Genomic DNA, 19,194 nt, shown 5'->3' with positions numbered 1-19,194 from the left:
GTTGCTTCGGGTGTGCCGACCAGGGTCGGCGTGGAGGTGCCCGGAGCCGGCCCGAAAGTTTCTGCCCGGGGGCCGGTATTTTCGCTTGATGGCGCGCACGTTACGACGCGTGCACGGGATAGGTCAAGGCCTGTCGCATCTCGACCCGAACCGTTACCGTGAGCGAGAAATCTCGCCATGGAAACCGGCAATCTTCCGGGGGATTTCCGGAAATGGCGCGTTATCGAAAGCCCCAGAGGAGCCGAACATGTCGACCGAGACCGCTCACGTGGCCACGGCCGCCCGGTCGATCCGCAACCCGGTCCTGCCCGGGTTCCACCCGGACCCCTCGATCCTGCGCGTCGGCGACGACTACTACCTGGCCACCTCGACCTTCGAGTGGTACCCCGGCGTACGCGTCCACCACTCCCGCGACCTCGTCCACTGGCAGCCCCTCGGCGGCATCGTCACCGAACGCCGCCTGCTCGACCTGCGCGGCTGCGGCGACTCCAACGGCGTCTGGGCCCCCGACCTCACCTGGCACGACGGCCTGTTCCACCTCGTCTACAGCGACGTCGCCAGCTTCGCCAGCGGCTACTGGGACCCCCAGAACTTCCTCACCACCGCACCCGACATCAGCGGCCCCTGGTCCGACCCGGTCCGGCTGCACGCGCACGGGTTCGACGCGTCGCTGTTCCACGACGACGACGGCACCACCTGGCTGCTCAACATGAGCGCCGACTGGCGGCCGGGGCGCAACCGCTTCGGCGGCATCGAGATCCAGCAGTACGATCGCGAGCAGCGCAAACTGGTCGGCGAGCGGCGCATCATCTTCACCGGCACCCCGGCCGGGCTCACCGAGGGCCCGCACCTGTACCGGCACGACGGCTGGTACTGGCTGGTCACCGCCGAGGGCGGCACCAGCTGGGAACACCAGGTCACCGTCGCCCGCTCGCGCGAGCTGTTCGGCCCGTACGAGGTGGACCCGGCCGGGCCGCTGCTCACCTCCGTCGGGCGGCCGGACCTCACGCTGCAGAAGGCCGGGCACGGCAGCCTGGTGCAGACGCAGGGCGGCGAGTGGTATCTCGCGCACCTGGTCGGGCGGCCCTACTCGCCGCTGGGCAACTGCGTGCTGGGCCGGGAGACCGCGATCCAGCGGGTGCAGTGGGCTCCCGGCGGCTGGCCGCGCATCCCCGGCGGCATCCCCGCCGACGAGTATCCGGCCCCCGACCTGCCCGCCCACCCCTGGCCCGACGAGCCCGCCACCGACCACTTCGACGGCCCCGAGTTGTCCGTCTGCTGGTCCACCCTGCGCCGCCCCGCCACCCCGGACTGGATCGACCTGCGCTCGCGGCCGTCGCACCTGCGCCTGTACGGCGGGCAGTCGCCGGTCGGGAAGCAGACCCCGAGCCTGGTCGCGCGGCGGGTCGGCGCGACCCGATGCAGCCTGGAGACCACCGTCGAGTTCGATCCGGCCGACCACCGGCAGCTCGCCGGGATCACCGGCTACTACAACACCGCGAACTGGTACTACGCCTACCTGACCCGGGCCGACGACGGCCGCCGGACGCTGGAGGTGCTCAGCTCCGACAGCGGCCGCCGGGTCGCCCACCCGGAGCTGTCCGTCGACACCACCGGCGTGGACCGGGTCGGGCTGCGGGTGGAGTTCGACGGGCCGGCGCTGCGGTTCGCGTACGACGTGGGCGAGGGCTGGCAGGAGCTGCCCGCGGTGTTCGACGCGACCACGCTGTCCGACGAGCACGCCGCCCGGGTCGTCGACGGCGAGCCCGCCGCCTGGGGCTTCACCGGCGCGTTCCTCGGCCTGTGGGTGCAGGATCTGGGCGCCGACGGCGCGTACGCCGACTTCGACCTCGCCGTCTACCGCGCGGGCTGAGTCAGCCGATCCGCAGGCCGAGCGCCTGCACCAGCACCACGGCCTGCGTGGCGTCGATGACGGCGTCGCGCAGCTCGACCTCGGCCGGGTGGAACGCGGTCAGGTCGCTGCCGCGCAGGTCGCACTTGTTGAACCGGGCCTTGGCCAGGTGCGCGCCGGACAGGTCCACGCCGCTGAACGTCGCGCCGTCGCAGTGGGCCATGGCGAGATCGGCCTCGCGCATGCGTACCCCCTGGAACGTGACGCCGCGCAGGTCGGCCTCGGCCAGGTTGACGAACGACCAGTCGCCGCCGGTCACCCGCAGCGGCCGCAGCGTGCACTGCTCGAACGAGCTGCCGGTCAGCTTGCACCCGGCGAACTCGGCCTCGAACAGGTTGCAGCGCAGGAACGAGCAGCGCAGGAACGCGCTGTCGGTGTGCCGCGAGGCGTTGAACTTGACGTTGCCGAACACGCACTCCTCGAACACCGTGCCCTGGCTGGCCAGCTCGGTCATGTCCAGGTCGCGGAAGGTGCAGCGCACGTAGTGCCGCTCCCCCAGCTCGTCGCCGTACCAGTCCTCGCCCGAGAAGCTCTCGCCCTCGACCGTCTCCATCTCCGCCACCCCGCCACCCTACCGGCGACCCCCGACGTCGATCTTGCGCGAACTGTTGCCCTTTCGCCCGGAAGAGGCGTGTCGTACCCGCAGTTCGCGCAAGATCAGCGCCTCAGGAGGCGGCGGGGGCGGGGAGGCGGCGGACGGCGGGGATGGTGAGGAGGGCCAGGGCCGCGGGGACGGCGAGCAGCGTCATCGCGTAGAGGGTGGGGCGCAGGCCGATCGCCTGGGCGACCGGTCCCGCCACGGCCAGGCCGAGCGGCATCAGGCCCGCGGTCAGCAGGTAGTCGTAGGAGCTGACGCGGGACAGGGACGCCTGCGGGACGTGGGCCTGCAGCGAGGTTTCCCAGAGGGTGAAGGCGAGCGAGACCGCGACGCCGGTGACCGCCTCCAGGGCCGCGATCACGGGGATCGTCGGGCCGATGCCGATGATCAGCGCCTGGCAGGCGGCGACGGAAAGGGCGGCGGCCGCGACGACGAGCGGGCGTTTCATGCGTACCCGCATGGCCAGCAGGTCGCCCACGATGGAGCCGACACCGAACGCGGCCACCACGATCGACCAGCTCGTCGCGCCGCCGAACTCCTGCTCGGCCAGCACCGGTCCGAGCACATACACCGACGGCAGCACCACCACGTGGTAGATCGACAACGCGGCCAGCGTCGACCACACCCAGCTGCGTGACACCACCTCGGTGAAACCTTCGCGCAGCTGCGCCAGGAAGCCGCCCTCGGGCGCGGCCGCGTCGGAGGCGCGCGGCCTGAGGCGGGCCAGGAACACGGCGCTGACCGCGAAGCTCAGCGCGTCGAGCGCGATCGCGCCGCCCGGGCCGACCAGGAAGATCAGGCCGCCGGCCAGCGCGGGACCGGCCACCAGGCCGGTCGACATGACCAGACCGCGCAGGCCGTTGGCCTCCTGCAGCCGGTCCGGGCTGACGATCAGCGGCATCAGGCCGGCCGCCGCGGGCGCGAAGAACGCGTCGGCCGTGCCGAACACCGCCATCAGCACGACCAGGTGCCACACCTGCGCCTGGCCGCTGAGCAGCAGCCCGGCGACCAGCGCCTGGGTCACGAAGCGCACCAGGTCCGAGACGAGCATCACCCGCTGCCGGGGCAGCCGGTCCGCCCACACGCCGCCCGCGAGCGCGAACGCCAGGAACGGCACCAGCGTGGCCGCGCTGACCAGGCCGACCTCCGCGGCGTCCGCGCCGGGGATGGACAGCACCGCGAACGGCACCACGACGAACGTGATCCGGTCGCCCACCATCGACAGCGCCTGCCCGGCGAAGTACCGGGCGAACTGCGGCTCCTCGCGCAGCACGGCGGGGATCAGCGACCTCATCGCGACACTCTTTCTCACATCGCGGGTCGGGCCGCGTACTCCCTGGTGACAGCCCAGGTTAGGAACCGGCCGCGGTCCCCGGCAACCGGATTCCGCGCTGTCCGCGGTCAGCCGCCGAGCGCCAGCGGGGCGAGGATGACCAGGCCGATGACGATGAACACGCCGGGGACGAGCCAGTGGCCCCAGCGCTCGATGAGCGCGACCACACGCGGGTGCGCGCCGAGCCACGAACCGGCCAGGCACCACACGGCGACCAGCACCGCGAACACGGCGACGGTGAGCATGCTGTCGGCGACGCCGATGGTGCGGAACACCGGCGTGTAGACGGCGATGTTGTCGGCGCCGTTGGCGATGGTCACCCCGGCCACGGCCAGCGCCCCGGTGGCCACGGCGGGCGGTTCTGCGCCGTCGGCGCGGGCGCGCAGCGAGCGGACGAGGGCGCGCACGCCCAGCGCCAGCGGCACCAGGCCGAGCAGGGCGACCCACCTGTCGGGCACCACGGCGAGGCCGACGGCGGCCAGCGCGGACGCCGCGACCAGCACGGCGATGCCCGCGTACTGGCCGGTCCAGATCTGCCAGGGCCGCGGGCGGCCGGTGGTGCGGGCGCTGAGGAACAGCACGGTGAGCACGATCAGGTCGTCGACGTTGGTGCCCGCGAACAGCGCCACGGCCGCCGCCAGGGTCCCGCCCAGGTGATCCACGCGCCACAGCGTACGGCGGGCGGCCAGCTTACCGCCGGACGCGTTCACAGTCACCTATTCAAATCTATCGACGAGAGGGCATATCCTCCTCGGGACCGGTTACCCCGGCATCCCGAACCCCGAGGAGCACGGCGTGAGAAGCAGACCCATCATCCGCGGCCTGGTCGTCCTGGCCATGGCGCTGACCGGCGCGGTGGCCGTCGAGGCCCCGGCCGTCGCCCTGGCCCCGCCCGACATCTCGCTCACCAACATCCGGACCCACCTGCAGCAGTTCCAGACCATCGCGAACAACAACGGCGGCAACCGCCGCTCGAACACCGCCGGCTACACCGCGTCGGTCAACTACGTGTTCAACGCGCTGCAGGCCGCCGGCTACAGCGTGGTCAAGCAGAACTGCACCTCCGGTTGCACCAGCGGCGCGGGCCCGAACGTGGTCGCGGACTGGCCCGGCGGCGACACCAACCAGGTCCTCATGCTCGGCGCGCACCTCGACGGCGTCTCGGCCGGTCCCGGCATCAACGACAACGCCTCCGGCTCGTCGATGCTGCTGGAGCTGGCGCTGACGCTGGCGTCGCAGAACCCGACCATGCTCAAGCACGTGCGCTTCGCCTGGTGGACCGACGAGGAGCAGGGCCTCAACGGCTCGGAGTTCTACGTCAACTCGCTGTCCTCGACGGAGCGCGCGAAGATCACCGGCTACCTCAACTTCGACATGATCGCCTCCACCAACGGCGGCTACTTCATCAACCGGATCAGCAGCAGCCTCGGGCAGACCATCAAGGCGTACTACGACGCGAACTTCCCCGGCCTGGCGCCGGAGGAGAACGTCGAGGGCGCGGGCCGGTCCGACGACGCGTCGTTCAACGCCGCGGGCATCCAGACCTCGGGCATCGCCGCGGGCGCCAGCGCCAACAAGACCTCGGCGCAGGTCACCAAGTGGGGCGGCACCACGGGCGACTACGACCCCTGCTACCACGCCTCCTGCGACACGTTCCCGAGCAACATCAGCGACACGGTGCTGAACCGCGCCGCCGACGCGGCCGCGTACGCGGTGTGGACCCTGGCCGTGGGCACCCCGACCGGTAACGACTTCTCGATGTCGGCGAGCCCGGCCTCGGGCAGCACATCGGCGGGCGGCTCGGTCACCTCCACCATCGGCACCACCGTGACCAGCGGCAGCGCCCAGTCGGTCACCCTGTCGGCGTCCGGCCTGCCCAGCGGCGCGACCGCGTCGTTCAGCCCGGCCACGGTCACCTCGGGCTCGTCGTCGACGATGACCATCGCGACCAGCGCGTCCACCCCGGCGGGCACGTACACGGTGACGGTCACCGGCACCGGCAGCAGCGCCACCCGGACCACCACGTTCTCACTGACGGTGGCCGGGCCGCCGGGCTGCTCGGCGACCAACCCGACCGACGTCACCATCGTCGACCAGGGCACCGTCGAGTCCACCATCGCGATCACCGGCTGCACCGGCAACGCCGGGTCGGCCAGCACGGTCGAGGTGCACATCGTGCACACGTACGTCGGTGACCTGGTGGTCAGCCTGATCGCCCCGGACGGCTCGGCGTACACGCTGCGCAACCGCACCGGCGGCAGCGCCGACAACATCGACCAGACGTTCACCGTCAACCTGTCCAGCGAGGTCGCCAACGGCACCTGGCGGCTGCGGGTGCAGGACGCCGGGCCGGCCGACGTCGGCTACATCAACAGCTGGACGCTGAACCTCGGCGGCTCGACCCCGCCGCCCTGCTCCGGCACCAACGGCACCGACGTGACCATCTCCGACAACGCCACCGTGAACAGCCCGATCACCATCGCGGGCTGCTCGGGCAACGCGTCGTCGACCTCGACGGTCGCGGTGCAGATCGTGCACACGTACATCGGTGACCTGGTGGTCAGCCTGATCGCGCCGGACGGCTCGGCGTACGTGCTGCACAACCGGTCCGGCGGCAGCGCCGACAACATCAACCAGACGTACACGGTCAACCTCTCCACCGAGGTGAAGAACGGCACCTGGACCCTGCGGGTCCAGGACGCCGCGGCCAACGACGTCGGCTACATCAACAGCTGGACGCTGACGCTGTAGCCGCCCGTACCTCCGCCGCCCCGGGCACGCACCGCCCGGGGCGGCGGAACCCCCGATCCCGGACCCCGCCCTAGGCCCGTGCGCCCTGCGCCATCACCTGCTCCAGCAGGGTGATCAGGACGGTCTTGACCGACTCGCGGCGCCGGGCGTCGCACAGGCGCACCGGCACGTGCGGTTCGAGGTTCAGCGCCAGCTCGACCTCCTGCGGCCGATACACCCGCGCGCCCTCGAAGCAGTTGACGGCCACCACGAACGGCGTGCCGCGCTGCTCGAAGTAGTCGATGGAGCTGAACGCGTCCTCCAGCCGCCGGGTGTCGGCAAGCACCACCGCGCCGATCGCGCCGTAGGCCAGCTCGTCCCAGACGAACATGAAGCGCTCCTGGCCCGGCGTGCCGAACAGGTACAGCACCAGGTCGTCGTTGATGGTGATGCGGCCGAAGTCGAGCGCCACCGTGGTGGTGCCCTTGGCCTCCACCCCGGCGATGTCGTCCACGCCGACGCTCTCGTCGGTGAGGTACTCCTCCGTCATCAGCGGCGCGATCTCGCTGACCGTGCCCACCAGCGTGGTCTTGCCGACCCCGAACCCGCCCGCGACCAGGATCTTGAAGGCGGCCGGGATGCCGCCCTCGTCGTCATAGAGCTCGGATGCCATCGATGACCGCCTTGAGGATGTCCGCGCTGGGCAGGTGGCTGACGTTGACGGGCGCCCGGCGCCGGACCAGCCGCCGCTCCAGCAGGTCGCTGAGCAGCACCCGGACCGTGCCCGCGGGCAGCCGCAGGTGCGCGGCGATCTCCGCGACGGACACGGGGCGCTGGCACACCGCCATGATCTCCGCGTACACCGTGCCCAGGCCGCCGTCGGACGGCAGCGCGGGCCGGGTCGCCATCAGCACCGCGATCAGGTCGAGGTCGGCATGGCGCGGCCGGGTCCGGCCCGACGTCATGGCGTACGGGCGGATCAGCGGCCCCGCCTCGTCGTCGACCCACAGCATGCCCTGATCGGGCAGCTCGTCCGGCGACGGTGCGGTCACGGCGCGCTGCCCCGGACCGGCGCGGTCAGGTACTGCCCCACCCGCACGACGAGCATCGCCATCTCGTACGCGACCATGCCCGCGTCGGCGTCCTTGCCCGCCACCACGGCCAGGCAGGCGCCGTTGCCCGCGGCGGTCACGAACAGGAAGCCGCCCTCCATCTCGATGACGGCCTGGCGCGCTTTGCCCTTGCCGAAGCGGCGACCGGCCCCGCGGGCCAGGCCGAACAGGCTGGCCGCCACCGCGGCGAGGTGCTCGGCGTCCTCTCGGGTCAGCCCGTTGGACGCGGCCATGAGCAGCCCGTCGGCGGACAGCACGATGGCCTTCTGGGCCTGCGCCACCCGGTCGACGAAGTCGTCGGCAAGCCAGGCCAGGTCGGCAGCCCTCGTCTTCTGCTCCACGCTCATTTCTCCCTGCCCTGCCCCTTCTCGTGTCGCGGCGTTGTGCGCGGGCTCGGCCGCCGTGGCAGGGGCGGCCGGTCCTCGGTGCGTGGACCGGCCTGCTCCGCGCCGCGCGGCCCGGCGGCCGCCGTCTCGGTGACCAGCGGCACGGCCGTCGGCGACGCGCCGGCCGCCTGCTCGTTGACCAGCAGTTCCACCACCGGGTACGCCCCGGTCGGCTGTTCGGCCGCCGTCGGTGCCGCGGCTGGGGCCGCGGCGTCCGGTGGCGCCGGGATCGGCGGGCCGGCCGCGGGTGCGGTGCTCAGCTGCTCCGCGGCGAGCCGGCCCCGGCGGCTGCCCTGCTGGTACGCCGTGATCAGGCTGTAGATCTGCGACGCCGCGCGGGCGTCGTCGTCGGGCGCCGCGTCGGACGGGGCATCCGCGTGCTCCGCCTCCGCCGCCTCCGCGCCGCGCCGCGCCACGGCGGACAGCGCCCCGACGTCGGGCGCCGCCTCGACGGTCGGCGCCGCCTCGGCGGCCGGCACCGTTTCGCTGGTGGGCGCTGCCTCGACGGAGGTTCGCGCCAGGGCCGACGGCTCGACGGCACGGGTGTCGGCGAACGCGGTCTGCTCGGCCCGGGGGGCCGCCGACCGGCTGCGCACCGGCAGGCCGGACGGGGTGTACACGGTGCTCTCGACCGGCTCCCGCTGCCCCGGCACGCCGGGCGGGCCGCTGTCGGCGGACCGCAGCGCGGTCAGGTCCCCGGTGTGCGACGGTGCGAGAGCCGAACCGTTCACGCGGGTCCCGTGCGTGGCGGCGGGTGCCGCGGCCGGGGCGGCCGGGTCGTCGGCCGCGGCGGGGTCGTCGGCCGCGGCGAGGGCGGCCGGCGCGGGCACGGGCGGCGCGTCGGCCACGGACCAGCGCTGCGGCAGCTCGAACGGGGTGTCGTCGGGCCAGGTGCGCCGGGGCAGCCCTTCCGCGGCCAGAGGGCGGGGGGCCGCCTCCCGGTCCGGCCCGGGGCGCTCGGCCGGCGACCGCTCGGCGACCGCCTCGATGACCTGGTGCTCGCCGCTGTCCAGGCCGGAGGCAGCGGGCCAGGTGTCGGCCACCAGGGCGGCCGGGATGAGCACCACGGCGGTGGTGCCGCCGCCGGGCGACGGCTGCAGCCGCACCTTGACGCCGTGCCGCTCGGCCAGCCGCCCGACCACGTACAGGCCGAGCCGGGGCGTGCTGGTCAGCAGGAACTCGGCGGGCTGCTGCAGCTGGGCGTTGGCCTGGTCCAGGTCGGCCAGGGTCATGCCCAGGCCGTGGTCCTCGACCTCGATGACGTAGCCGGCGCCCACCTCGGAGCCGCCGACGTTGACCATCGTGTGCCGGGGCGAGAACGCCAGCGCGTTCTCCATCAGCTCGGCCAGCAGGTGCACCACGTCGCCGACGGCGTGCCCGGACAGCCCGGCCGTCTCGCTGGGCAGCACGTTGACCCGGGGATACTCCTCCACCTCGGCGACCGCGGCCCGGATCACGTCGACCATCGGCACGGTGCGCCGCCAGCCGCGGCCGGGCACGGCGCCGGCGAGCACGATCAGGTTCTCGGCGTTGCGCCGCATGCGGGTGGCCAGGTGGTCGATGCGGAACAGCTCGTCCAGCTCGGCGGAGTCGGCGGTGCGGCGCTCCATCGCGTCGAGCATGCCGAGCTGGCGGTGCACCAGGGTCTGGTTGCGCCGAGCCAGGCTCAGGAACAGGTCGCGTACGCTGCGGCGCAGCTCCGCCTGCTCGACGGCGGCCCGGACGGCGGTCTCCTGCGCGGCGTTGAACGCCTGCCCGACCTGGCCGATCTCGTCCGCGCCGAAGGCCAGCGGCGGCGCCTCGGCGATGACGTCGACCTCCTCCCCGTCGCGCAACCGCTGCACGACGCGCGGCAGGCGTACGTTGGCCAGCTCGTCGGCGGCGTCGCGCAGCCGCCGCAGCTGCTGCACGATGGCGCGGGCGGTCGTGATCGACAGCGTGATGGACGCGATGACGGCGATCAGGCCGAGACCGGCGGCCAGCACCAGCCGCACGATCACCAGGACGATCGGGCCCTCCGCCCGGTCGATGGTGGCCTCGGCCAGGTCGATGTCGAGCTGGGCCAGCGCCGCCAGCGCCGGGTCGAACGCCGAGCGCCACTCGTTGCTGCCCACCGGTGGCGGCTCGCCCGCGCGGGCGCGCTCGACCAGCACGTCCTCGACCTGCTGCAGGCGGGTCATCGCCGGCCCGGTCAGCACGGGGCCGTAGATCGCCTTGTCGGCGGCGGGCAGGCCCTCCAGCCCGGTGTCGCGGATGTTGCGCTGCGCGCCGACGAGCCGCGCGAACTCGGCGGCGTCCGCGGCGGTGAAGCGGCCCGCCGCGAGCACGCCGGACATGAGCGCGTCCTCCTGCGAGAGCAGCTCGCGGCCCCGGGACATGATCAGCAGGTGGCGCAGCTGGTCGTTGATCGCCTTGTCGTCGAAGCTCCCGATGGTGGCGAAGATGCGATAGCCGACGCCGATGGTCTGGGTGTAGTAAGCGACGGCCTCGGCGCGCCCGCCGCTGCGCTGGTCGACGTCGGTGCGCACCGGGCCGAGCCGGTCGAGCAGCCGGCCCAGCTCGGCGATGTTCTGGTCGGCCTGGTCCGAGGCGGCCAGCCCGGCGGTCGTGCCGCGCACCGACTCGCGGAAGCGCGCGGCCGCGGCGTCGGTGGCGGCGCGGGCCGTCTGCAGCTCGGCGCTGGCGTCGCCCTCACCGCCGGCCAGCACCACCGCGGAGGCGCGGCGTTCGGCCTGCAGCGTGGCCACCAGCGCATCGGTCGGCCGGCCGACCTCCTGGTCGAGGGTGCTGATCCAGAACAGGTTGAGGCCTTCGCGCAGCGTCACGAAGGCGGCGAACGCCCACAGCGCGGCCAGCGACGCCAGCAAGAAGACGATCTTCGCTCGCAGGTTCGAGGTCCGTGAGCTCATCACTGTCCCACCGTGTAGGCCGACGCGACGGTCCGCGCCTGTCGGTGCCATGACCGCCACGCAAGGTGACTGACGGGATGAACTCAACACGACTCGGCACGTCAGCCGTCGCACGCCGTGTGCGACAACCACCCGGACAACAACGGCGTCCTAAGTGGACCAGACCGAACGGGCGGTAGCACCGCGAATACCTGCTTACCGGACGAGCCGGGCGGCGGTCGTGCCGGTAACGGCCGTCCAGCGCTGGACCAGTTACCTACCGGTTGGGTAGGGTTACGGAAAACGATCACGCCAGGAGGAGAGCGTTGGACGTCGAGCGGACCGCGCTGCCGGGTATCGGGCTGCGTCACGAGTTCCAGACCGTCAAGGGCCAGCATGCGGCCGTGGTGTCGCACGTATCGGGACGGCGGGACATCGTGATCTACAAACCTGATGATCCTGATTCGGCCGTGGTGACGCTGTCGCTGTCCACCGACGAGGCCAACGGCGTGGCCGAACTGCTGGGCACCTCCCGCATCGTGGAGCGGCTGGCCGACCTGCGCCGGCAGGTGGTGGGGCTGCTGACCGTGCAGGTGCCGGTGATCGCCGGGTCGCCGTTCGACGGGCGGACCCTGGGTGACACGCAGGCCCGCACGCGTACCGGCGCGTCGATCGTCGCGGTGATCCGCGGCGGGGAGATCCTGGCCAGCCCGCGTCCGGACTTCGTGTTCCACCCCGGCGATCTGGCCGTGGCGGTGGGCACCGCCGAGGGCACCGACGCGGTCACCGACATCATGCGCAACGGCTGACGCGTATGCACGGAGCCCTCGTCCTCATCGAGATCGGCGCGGTCATCCTCGCCCTGGGCCTGCTCGGCGCGCTGTCGCTGCGGGTCGGCATCTCACCCATCCCCCTGTACCTGCTGGCCGGTCTCGCGTTCGGCAAGGGCGGACTGCTGCCCATCGCCGCGGCCGAGGAGTTCGCCGCGACCGGCGCCGAGATCGGCGTCATCCTGCTGCTGTTCACCCTCGGCCTGGAATACACCGCCCCCGAACTGGTCGGCACGCTGCGCCACAACGCCCCCGCCGGGCTGGTCGATCTCGTCCTCAACTCGGCCCCCGGCGTCGCCGTCGCCCTGATCATGGGCTGGGGCCCGGTCGCGGCCGTCGCGCTGGGCGGGATCACGTATGTCACGTCGTCGGGCATCACCGCCAAGGTCCTGGCCGACCTGAACTGGCTCGGCAACCGCGAAGTCCCGATCGTGCTGTCACTGCTGGTCTTCGAAGACCTCACCATGGCCATGTACCTGCCGATCCTCACCGCGATGCTGGCCGGGGTCAGCCTCGCCGCCGGGCTGACGACCCTGGCGATCGCCGGCGCGACGATCACGGTGATCCTCGTGATCGCGCTCAAGTTCGGCCGGTACGTGGAGAAGTTCGTCGCCTCACCCAGCTCCGAGGTGCTGCTGCTCAAGGTCCTCGGCCTGACCGTGCTCGTCGCCGGGCTCGCCCAGCAGCTGCAGGTCTCCGCCGCCGTCGGCGCGTTCCTGGTCGGCATCGCCCTGTCCGGGCCCCTTGCCCACACCGCCCGCGAACTGCTCACCCCGCTGCGCGACGTGTTCGCCGCGGTGTTCTTCGTGTTCTTCGGCCTGCAGACCGACCCCCGCGCCCTGCCCCCCGTGGCCGGGATCGCGATCCTGATGGCCTTGGCCGGTATCGCCACGAAGATGGCCACCGGCTGGTGGGCCGCCAAACGTGCCCACATCAGCGTCGCCGGCCGCCTGCGCGCAGGCGTCGCACTGCTACCCCGCGGCGAGTTCAACATCGTCATCGCCGGCCTCGCGGTCGCCGCGGGCATCAACCCACAACTCGGCCCACTCGCCGCCGCATACGTACTCATGCTGGCCGTACTCGGCCCACTGTTCGCCCGCGGCGTCGAGCCACTCATCAACCGCATCAGCCGCCGCCGCCCCCACACGGCCGCGTCTGCCGCCCCGGAACCCGTCCACCTGCCCGGCCAGGTGGGCGCACCGGACCCCGACGGCACCCCCGCCAAAGCCTGACCGGCTCGCGGCACGCGCCTCTCCCGCATACGTCGGCCCGCCCGGAACGAACCAGTCCAGGCGGGCCGACGTATGCGTGAAGCGGGACGGGATCACTCCCAGAGGTAGGCGTGCCAGGGGCCGACCTCGGTGGTGTAGCGGCTGCCCAGGGCCTGGGTGACCTGGCCGAGGTGCACGTGGTCGTGGGTGGTCCAGGTGGCCAGCAGCTGCCCGAGGGTGACCGGGCCGAACGCGGGGTGGGTGCCCTCGCGGGCGAGGTCCTCGGCGGTGAGGCCGAAGCCGCGCAGCGCGGCCAGGTTCTCCGCGCGCAGGGTGCGGAACAGGTCCAGCAGCTCGGCGGTGGTGCGCCCGGCCGCGATCGGGGCGTGCCCCTGCACGTCGAACGGGGTGAACGGGCGCTCCGTACCGTGCTCCAGGATGATCCGGGCGCGCGGGATCCAGTCGGTCTGCTCGCCGTGGATGAAGTGGGCCAGCACCTCGTGCGCGCTCCACTCGCCCTCGGCGGGGCGGTGCCGGGCCCAGCCGTCGTCGAGCTCGCCGAGCAGCGCGTCGAGGGTGTCGGGCGTACGGCTCAGCGCGGCGACCGCGTCGAGGAGCTGGAACGTCATGGCGTCCAGCGTAGGCGGCCGCTGACCGCGACCGTCCCACCTCCCCCGGGGCGGCGGGGCACGGCGCGAGCCGAGCCGCACGTTCCGAGGCAGGCGGGACGGTGGCGGATCACGTCAGTCCACCGAGGCCGGCACCTTGGACGACAGTGGTTGGTGGCCGATGATGACGCAGGTCAGAGGGTCGCCGTCACGGCGGCGGGGCGCGGACTGCGGCGGGCCCAGGCGACGGTGTACGGGATCGCCGCGCCGATCAGTGCGAACAGGACCGCCATCACCGCCCAGCCGAGCACCCCGTGGCTCAGCGCGAGCCAGGTCAGCAGGACCGGGGCGAGCATCCGGCCGAACTGCGCCCCCATCGAGTACGTGGCCTGGTACTGCCCCTGCGCCCCGTCCGGGGCGAGCCCGAACGAGATGCCCCAGCCGGCCGCGGACTGACGCAGCTCGCCGACCACGTGCACCAGCGCGCCGAGGACGAGCATCGCGACCGCGGCCCAGCCGGGCACCCCACCGCTCGCCGCGAACAGCAGGCAGGCCGCGGCGACGAACAGGCCCGCGGTGCGCGCGGCGCGGGCGGCGCCGTCCAGCCGCTCGGTGCCCCGCGCTGCGCGCACCTGCAGCAGCACCACCATGCTCGTGTTGACCAGCAGCAGCACGGCGATCAGCCAGTGCGGCGCGTCGGTGCGGGTGGCGATCCACAGCGGCAGCACCACGTTGAGGATGTCGAAGTGCATCGCCAGCAGCCCGTCCAGCGCCACGAACGCCAGGTACGGCCGGTCGCGCAGGGCCACCAGGCGCGGGCCGCCGGTCGCGGGCACCGGCGTGACCGCGGGCAGTCGCAGGCCGAGCAGCGCCGCGCCGAGGAAGCTGACCGCGTTGCCGACGATCATCAGCCGGTACGCCGTGGGCGTGTCCGCGGCGATGGCGAGGCCGGCCAGCGCGGCGCCGAGCGAGATGCCGACGTTGGTGGTGGCGCGCAGGTAGGCGCGGCCGCGCACCCGGCGCTCGGCGGGCAGCGCCCCGGCGATCAGAGCGCCGCGCGCACCCCGCGCCGCCGCGTCGGCCAGCGCGGTCACCGCCGACAGCGCGACGAAGGCCGGAAAGGACGCCACCAGCAGCATCGCCGCGGCGAGCACGGCCTGCAGCGCGTACGCGCACAGCTGGACGCCCCGCGGGCCGCGGCGGTCGGCCAGGTAGCCCATCGGCGTGCTGGCCACCACGCAGACCAGAGAGGCGACGGTGAGGCCGAGGCCGTACTGCGCCGGGGACAGCCCCACCACCTGGGTGAGGTAGAGGGCGCTCGAGGTCACCCACAGTCCCTGTCCGACGGTGTTGACGAGGGTGACTGCGGCGAGCGCGCGCAGGGGTCCGGATTCGGGCAGCAGTCGCTTCAGCACGGCTTTCACCTAACAGTACGTACGTACGGTTTGTAAAGCGGTGTGATCACGATCTCGCCGGGCCGGTGCGGCACTCCGGGCGGTGTTAGCGTGACCCGCCCCTGATGACCGATACGTGCCCGGAAACGAACGATGCTGGCGCTGCTGCACACCTCGCAGGCTCACGTGCTGACCTTCGACCGCCTCCGCGGCGAGGTCGCCCCGACGCTCACGCTCTACCACATCGTCGCCGAGCACCTGCTCGACGAAGCCCGCCGGCACGGCGTACCGGCCGTCGCGGACCAGGTCACGCAGCAGATCCAGCTGGCCGCCGAGGCCGGGGCGCGCGCCGTGCTGTGCACCTGCTCCACCATCGGCGCACTCGCCGAGAGCGCCGCCGCGGCGGCGGGCATCCCGGTGCTGCGGGTGGACCGGCCCATGGCCGCCGCAGCGGTCGAGGCCGGTACGCGGATCACGGTGCTCGCCGCGCTCGCCACCACCCTCGCGCCGACCGGCTCGCTGATCGAGCAGGAGGCCGCCCGCGCGGGCCGCGCCGTCGAGGTGCGCGCGCAGGTGATCTGCGGGGCCTGGGACCGCTTCGCGGCCGGTGACCTCGACGGTTATCTCGACCGGGTCACCGCCGCGCTGGCCGCGGTGACCGATGCGGACGTGATCGTGCTGGCCCAGGCGTCGATGGCCCCGGCCGCCGAGCGCGGCGCGACCGCGATCCCGGTGCTCGCCTCCCCGCGCCTCGGCCTGCGCGCCGCCGCGTCCCTCTGATCCGCCTCCGCCGACCGCCCCACTGCCGCGCGCCGCTTGCGGCGGCAGCCCGGAAGCCGAGCCGTCAGGCGCCGAAGACCTTCGCGAAGGCCGTGTGCACCGGAGTGCCGGACACGCGGTCGTACACGGGAAAGATAACGTGGTCGAAGCGGTCCACGGTCCGCAGCGCCGCGGCGAACGCGCCCGCGACGACCGCCGGATCGTTGCGGAACACGCCGCAGCCCCAGGCGCCGAGCACCAGCGTGCGGTGGCCGTGCGCGGCCGCGATCGCCAGCACACGCGTCGCCCGGCGCAGCAGCACGGCGGGCACGTCGGCGGCGTGCTCGGGCTGGTTGCGCACGATCGCGCCCAGGTTGGGGGCGGCGGCGGTCAGGAACGAGGTCAGGTAGGGCTCGGCGAGCAGGTTGCCCTTGTCGTCGCGGAACACCGGGACACCGGGCGAGTAGACGACCCGGTCGCTGTAGCGCAGGTCGCGCTGGGCGCGGTGGTACGCGTAGAAGTCCGGCGCGGTGAGCAGCGCCGGGTAGAGCGCCGAGGCGCGGGCGATGCTCTCCTCCTGCGCCTGCGCGCCGCCGAGGAAGCCGCCGCCCGGGTTCTTCGCCGAGGCGAACACCAGGGACGCCGCCCCGGGTCCGGCCCGGCGCGCGGCGACCAGGGTGGACTCGCGCGTCACCTCGATCAGGGGTTGCGCCGCACGCTCGCCCGGCGGGTCCAGCGGGTCCTCCGGCCGGTAGTGCCGGGTGCCCTCCACCGCGGCGCGCACCGCCGCTCCGATCTCGACGGGCGTCCCCGCGGCGTCGCGATAGGCGCCCGCCTCGGCGATCGCCACCGTCTGCCGCGCGATCTCGCGCAACCGGCCGCTCACCGGCGCCCCCTCACGTAACTTTCCACGCCCGCAAGGTAGGCAGTCCGGCCCACCACCGGCAACCGCTTTGCGCCGCCCCCACGGCCGCCGCCCCTGCCACCACTCCCACCCACGTAGATCGCGGTCTCGTGTCGAAAAGTGCAGCCACACCACACTTCCCGACACGAGACCGCGATCAACGCACAGCCCGCGGTCGAGCCCACTACAGCCCGCGGTCGAGCCGCCCCACGAAGATCGCTATCTCGTGTCGGAAGGTGAGGCCACACCACACTTTTCGACACGAGATAGCGATCAACCGCGGAAGCCGCGGAAGCCGCCCGGCAACCCCGCCCCGCCGAGGGCATCCGGGGCAGCCGCCCGGAAGCCTCGCGGCTCAGGCGCGGAGGTCGGCCAGGAGGGATTCCACCTCGGTGAAGGCATCGGCGGGCAGCGGGGTGAGGGCGAGCGGGGCGAAGTTCTCCTCCGCCTGCGCGACCGTGCGGCAGCCGGGGATCGGCAGGTTGTGCGGGCTGCGGGCGAGCAGCCAGCCCAGCGCGCCCTGCGCGAGGGTGCGGCCGTCGCTGGTCAGCGCCTCGCGCACCCGGTCGACCCGGGCCGCCCACGCGGGAGTGGGGACGCCGTCGTCGAACCACTGCAGCCACTCGGGGCTGCGGCCGCGCACGTCATCGCCGCCGATGAGCCCGGCGGTGCCGTGGTACTTGCCGGTGAGCAGGCCCATCGCGAGCGGCCCCCGGTTGAGCCCGCCCAGGTCGCACGCGGCCAGCACCTCGACCATCGCCGCGTTGTCGTTGAGCACCGAGGAGTCGTACTGCACCGTCGCGCAGTGCGCGCCTGCCTTGGCGAACGCGGCCGCCCGCTCGGCGTCGTCGGTGCTCCACCCGTACGCCCGGATGCGCCCCTGCGCGACCAGGTCCTCCAGCGTCGCGACCAGGTCGAGGGCCTGGCTGATCGGCAGCCCGCCGAGGTGCAGCTGGTACAGGTCGAGGTAGTCGGTGCCGAGCCGGCGCAGGATGCCGTCGAGGCAGCTGACCGCGTACTCCGGTGTCGCGTCCTCGCCCGTGGCCAGGCGCGTCTGTTCGATCGTCGTGTAGCCGAACTTGCTGGCGATGACCACGTCGTCCCGCCGCCCGGCCAGGGCCCGGCCGAGCACGCGCTCGCTGTGCCCGGCGCCGTAGTTGCTGGAGGTGTCGAACAGGGTGATGCCGAGGTCGAGGGCGCGGTGCACGGTGCGGATCGACTCGTCGTCGTCGACCTCGCCCCAGCCGTAGGGCTGGCCGTCCTCGCCCCAGAAGGGGCCGCCGATGGCCCAGCAGCCCATACCCAGCGCGCTGACCTCGATGCCGCTGCGGCCCAGTGTCCGTGTCGTCATGTCACTGAGCCTGGCACCTGGAGCGCGCTCCAGGTCAAGCTATCGTCGGGCCATGACCGCCTACACCCCCTCCGAAACGTCCCGGCGCAGCGGCTTCAGCATCGACACGCTGCGGTACTACGAGCGCATCGGCCTGCTCAGCGAGGTGGACCGCACGCCGGGCGGGCAGCGCGTCTTCACCGACGACGACCTGGGCTGGCTCGGCATGCTGCGCTGCCTGCGCGACACCGGTATGCCGATCAACCAGATGTGCCGCTTCGCCGAGCTGTCGCGCAGCGGCGACCAGACCGTCGCCGACCGGGTCGAGCTGCTGCGCGCCCACGCCGAAGCGGTCGAGGAGCAGATGGCGCTGCTGGAGAAGCAGTACGGCCACCTGCGTGACAAGATCCGCTACTACGAGCAGGTGCTGTCCGGTCAGCGCTGACCGGGGCCGCCCCACTGCACGGACACCTGGTGCACGGTGCGCTCGGCGCGCACCTGCATCAGCTCGCCCGCGATGACGGCGCGGTCCACGACGCCGGCCGCGCCGTCGCGGGTACGGGTGACCCGCTCGCTGACCAGCACCGGGCTGCCCTCGGGCCGGTGGAGCAGGCCCGCGCTGGCGGCGGTGAGCGCGGCGGCGGTGATGCGCTCGGTCGCCGAGACGATCTCCATGCCCGCGTCGGCGAGGGCGGCGTAGAGGGCGACGGCGGTGAAGTCGGTGCCGCGCAGGCGGCTCGCGTACGGTTCGTCCACCCAGGACACCTGGTGGATGGCGGGCACGCCGTCGACCAGCCGCACCCGTTCCAGCCGCAGCGCGCGGGCGGCCGAGTCCCGGTCGCCCCACAGGGCGGCGGCCCAGGCGGGCATGGTGCGCAGCGACGCGGACACCACCTCGGTGCCGACCTGGTGACCCTGCTCCCGCAGGTCGTCGACGAAGCTGCGCAGGGTGTCCAGCCGGTAGGCCGGGCGCGCCGGGGCGACGAACGTGCCGCGACCGGCCTCGACCACGATCAGCCCGTCGTCGATCAGGGCCTGCAGCGCCTGCCGCGCCGTGGCCAGCGCCACCTCGTAGTGGACGCTCAGCTCCCGCTGGGCGGGCAGCGCGGTGCCGGGCGGGTACTCCCCGCGCCGGATGCGCTCGGCGAGGTCCGCGGCGATGGCCCGATACCGGGGACTCGGCATGCGGCGCTCCTGTC

18 protein-coding genes are annotated in these 19,194 nt (G+C 73.1%); 6 read left to right on the top strand and 12 right to left on the bottom strand.

The window, feature by feature from the left end; genetic code table 11:
• Positions 1–247 precede the first annotated feature (247 nt).
• Positions 248–1,873, top strand: coding sequence for a glycoside hydrolase family 43 protein (locus tag CS0771_RS17345; RefSeq protein ID WP_212841954.1), 1,626 nt, complete (start codon positions 248–250; stop codon positions 1,871–1,873).
• Between the two features lies 1 nt (position 1,874).
• Here the strand turns inward: CS0771_RS17345 and CS0771_RS17340 are convergent, their stop codons facing one another.
• The 3 genes from CS0771_RS17340 to CS0771_RS17330 form a co-directional block, all read right to left on the bottom strand.
• Positions 1,875–2,465, bottom strand: a complete 591-nt coding sequence (locus CS0771_RS17340; RefSeq protein ID WP_212845887.1) for a pentapeptide repeat-containing protein — start codon at positions 2,463–2,465, stop codon at positions 1,875–1,877.
• Between the two features lie 112 nt (positions 2,466–2,577).
• Positions 2,578–3,804 carry an MFS transporter gene (locus tag CS0771_RS17335; RefSeq protein ID WP_212841953.1) on the bottom strand — a complete coding sequence of 409 codons (1,227 nt, stop codon included), beginning with the start codon at positions 3,802–3,804 and terminating at the stop codon, positions 2,578–2,580.
• 107 nt (positions 3,805–3,911) lie between these two features.
• Complete coding sequence (locus CS0771_RS17330; RefSeq protein WP_244870853.1) at positions 3,912–4,559, bottom strand: cadmium resistance transporter; 648 nt, start codon at positions 4,557–4,559, stop codon at positions 3,912–3,914.
• Between the two features lie 121 nt (positions 4,560–4,680).
• Here CS0771_RS17330 and CS0771_RS17325 point away from each other — a divergent pair, with 121 nt between their 5' ends.
• Positions 4,681–6,594 carry a proprotein convertase P-domain-containing protein gene (locus CS0771_RS17325; RefSeq protein WP_212845885.1) on the top strand — a complete coding sequence of 638 codons (1,914 nt, stop codon included), beginning with the start codon at positions 4,681–4,683 and terminating at the stop codon, positions 6,592–6,594.
• Between the two features lie 70 nt (positions 6,595–6,664).
• On the opposite strand, the gene CS0771_RS17320 is transcribed toward CS0771_RS17325, so the two are convergent.
• Genes CS0771_RS17320 through CS0771_RS17305 form a run of 4 tightly spaced genes read right to left on the bottom strand, consistent with a single transcriptional unit; the run spans position 6,665 to position 10,980 of the window.
• Positions 6,665–7,246, bottom strand: coding sequence for an ATP/GTP-binding protein (locus CS0771_RS17320; RefSeq protein ID WP_212841952.1), 582 nt, complete (start codon positions 7,244–7,246; stop codon positions 6,665–6,667).
• Entirely contained in the window at positions 7,227–7,625 is a 399-nt protein-coding gene (locus CS0771_RS17315; protein WP_371821421.1) for a DUF742 domain-containing protein, read from the bottom strand. Before CS0771_RS17315 ends, CS0771_RS17320 begins: the two co-directional genes overlap by 20 nt.
• Positions 7,622–8,026, bottom strand: coding sequence for a roadblock/LC7 domain-containing protein (locus tag CS0771_RS17310; protein WP_212841951.1), 405 nt, complete (start codon positions 8,024–8,026; stop codon positions 7,622–7,624). Before CS0771_RS17310 ends, CS0771_RS17315 begins: the two co-directional genes overlap by 4 nt.
• Positions 8,027–8,028: 2 nt before the next feature.
• Entirely contained in the window at positions 8,029–10,980 is a 2,952-nt protein-coding gene (locus CS0771_RS17305) for a nitrate- and nitrite sensing domain-containing protein (protein ID WP_212841950.1), read from the bottom strand.
• Positions 10,981–11,285: 305 nt separating this feature from the next.
• Here CS0771_RS17305 and CS0771_RS17300 point away from each other — a divergent pair, with 305 nt between their 5' ends.
• A complete protein-coding gene (locus tag CS0771_RS17300) occupies positions 11,286–11,768 on the top strand; it encodes a cation:proton antiporter regulatory subunit (RefSeq protein WP_212841949.1) in 483 nt (160 codons plus the stop codon).
• A gap of 5 nt (positions 11,769–11,773) precedes the next feature.
• Positions 11,774–13,021 carry a cation:proton antiporter gene (locus tag CS0771_RS17295; RefSeq protein ID WP_212841948.1) on the top strand — a complete coding sequence of 416 codons (1,248 nt, stop codon included), beginning with the start codon at positions 11,774–11,776 and terminating at the stop codon, positions 13,019–13,021.
• A 92-nt stretch (positions 13,022–13,113) separates the two neighbouring features.
• On the opposite strand, the gene CS0771_RS17290 is transcribed toward CS0771_RS17295, so the two are convergent.
• On the bottom strand, positions 13,114–13,629 hold the full coding sequence (locus CS0771_RS17290) for a DinB family protein (protein ID WP_212841947.1): 516 nt from the start codon (positions 13,627–13,629) through the stop codon (positions 13,114–13,116).
• Positions 13,630–13,802: 173 nt separating this feature from the next.
• Positions 13,803–15,023: an MFS transporter gene (locus CS0771_RS17285; RefSeq protein WP_244870852.1), complete on the bottom strand. Its 1,221-nt coding sequence runs from the start codon at positions 15,021–15,023 to the stop codon at positions 13,803–13,805.
• Between the two features lie 132 nt (positions 15,024–15,155).
• Here CS0771_RS17285 and CS0771_RS17280 point away from each other — a divergent pair, with 132 nt between their 5' ends.
• Entirely contained in the window at positions 15,156–15,782 is a 627-nt protein-coding gene (locus tag CS0771_RS17280; RefSeq protein WP_212841946.1) for an aspartate/glutamate racemase family protein, read from the top strand.
• 64 nt (positions 15,783–15,846) lie between these two features.
• On the opposite strand, the gene CS0771_RS17275 is transcribed toward CS0771_RS17280, so the two are convergent.
• Together CS0771_RS17275 and CS0771_RS17270 are read right to left on the bottom strand one after the other, a co-directional pair.
• Positions 15,847–16,647, bottom strand: coding sequence for a TIGR02452 family protein (locus tag CS0771_RS17275; protein WP_212841945.1), 801 nt, complete (start codon positions 16,645–16,647; stop codon positions 15,847–15,849).
• A 373-nt stretch (positions 16,648–17,020) separates the two neighbouring features.
• Positions 17,021–18,016: an aldo/keto reductase gene (locus CS0771_RS17270; protein WP_212841944.1), complete on the bottom strand. Its 996-nt coding sequence runs from the start codon at positions 18,014–18,016 to the stop codon at positions 17,021–17,023.
• 52 nt (positions 18,017–18,068) lie between these two features.
• Here CS0771_RS17270 and CS0771_RS17265 point away from each other — a divergent pair, with 52 nt between their 5' ends.
• A complete protein-coding gene (locus CS0771_RS17265; protein WP_212841943.1) occupies positions 18,069–18,440 on the top strand; it encodes a MerR family transcriptional regulator in 372 nt (123 codons plus the stop codon).
• Here the strand turns inward: CS0771_RS17265 and CS0771_RS17260 are convergent.
• Entirely contained in the window at positions 18,431–19,180 is a 750-nt protein-coding gene (locus CS0771_RS17260) for a GntR family transcriptional regulator (protein WP_212841942.1), read from the bottom strand. The genes CS0771_RS17265 and CS0771_RS17260 overlap by 10 nt on opposite strands.
• Positions 19,181–19,194 lie beyond the last annotated feature (14 nt).

The sequence above is a fragment of the Catellatospora sp. IY07-71 genome (assembly GCF_018326265.1).
GTDB lineage: Bacteria > Actinomycetota > Actinomycetes > Mycobacteriales > Micromonosporaceae > Catellatospora.
Note: the sequence above shows the minus strand (reverse complement) of the source record. Positions and strands in the feature narration are given on the sequence as shown.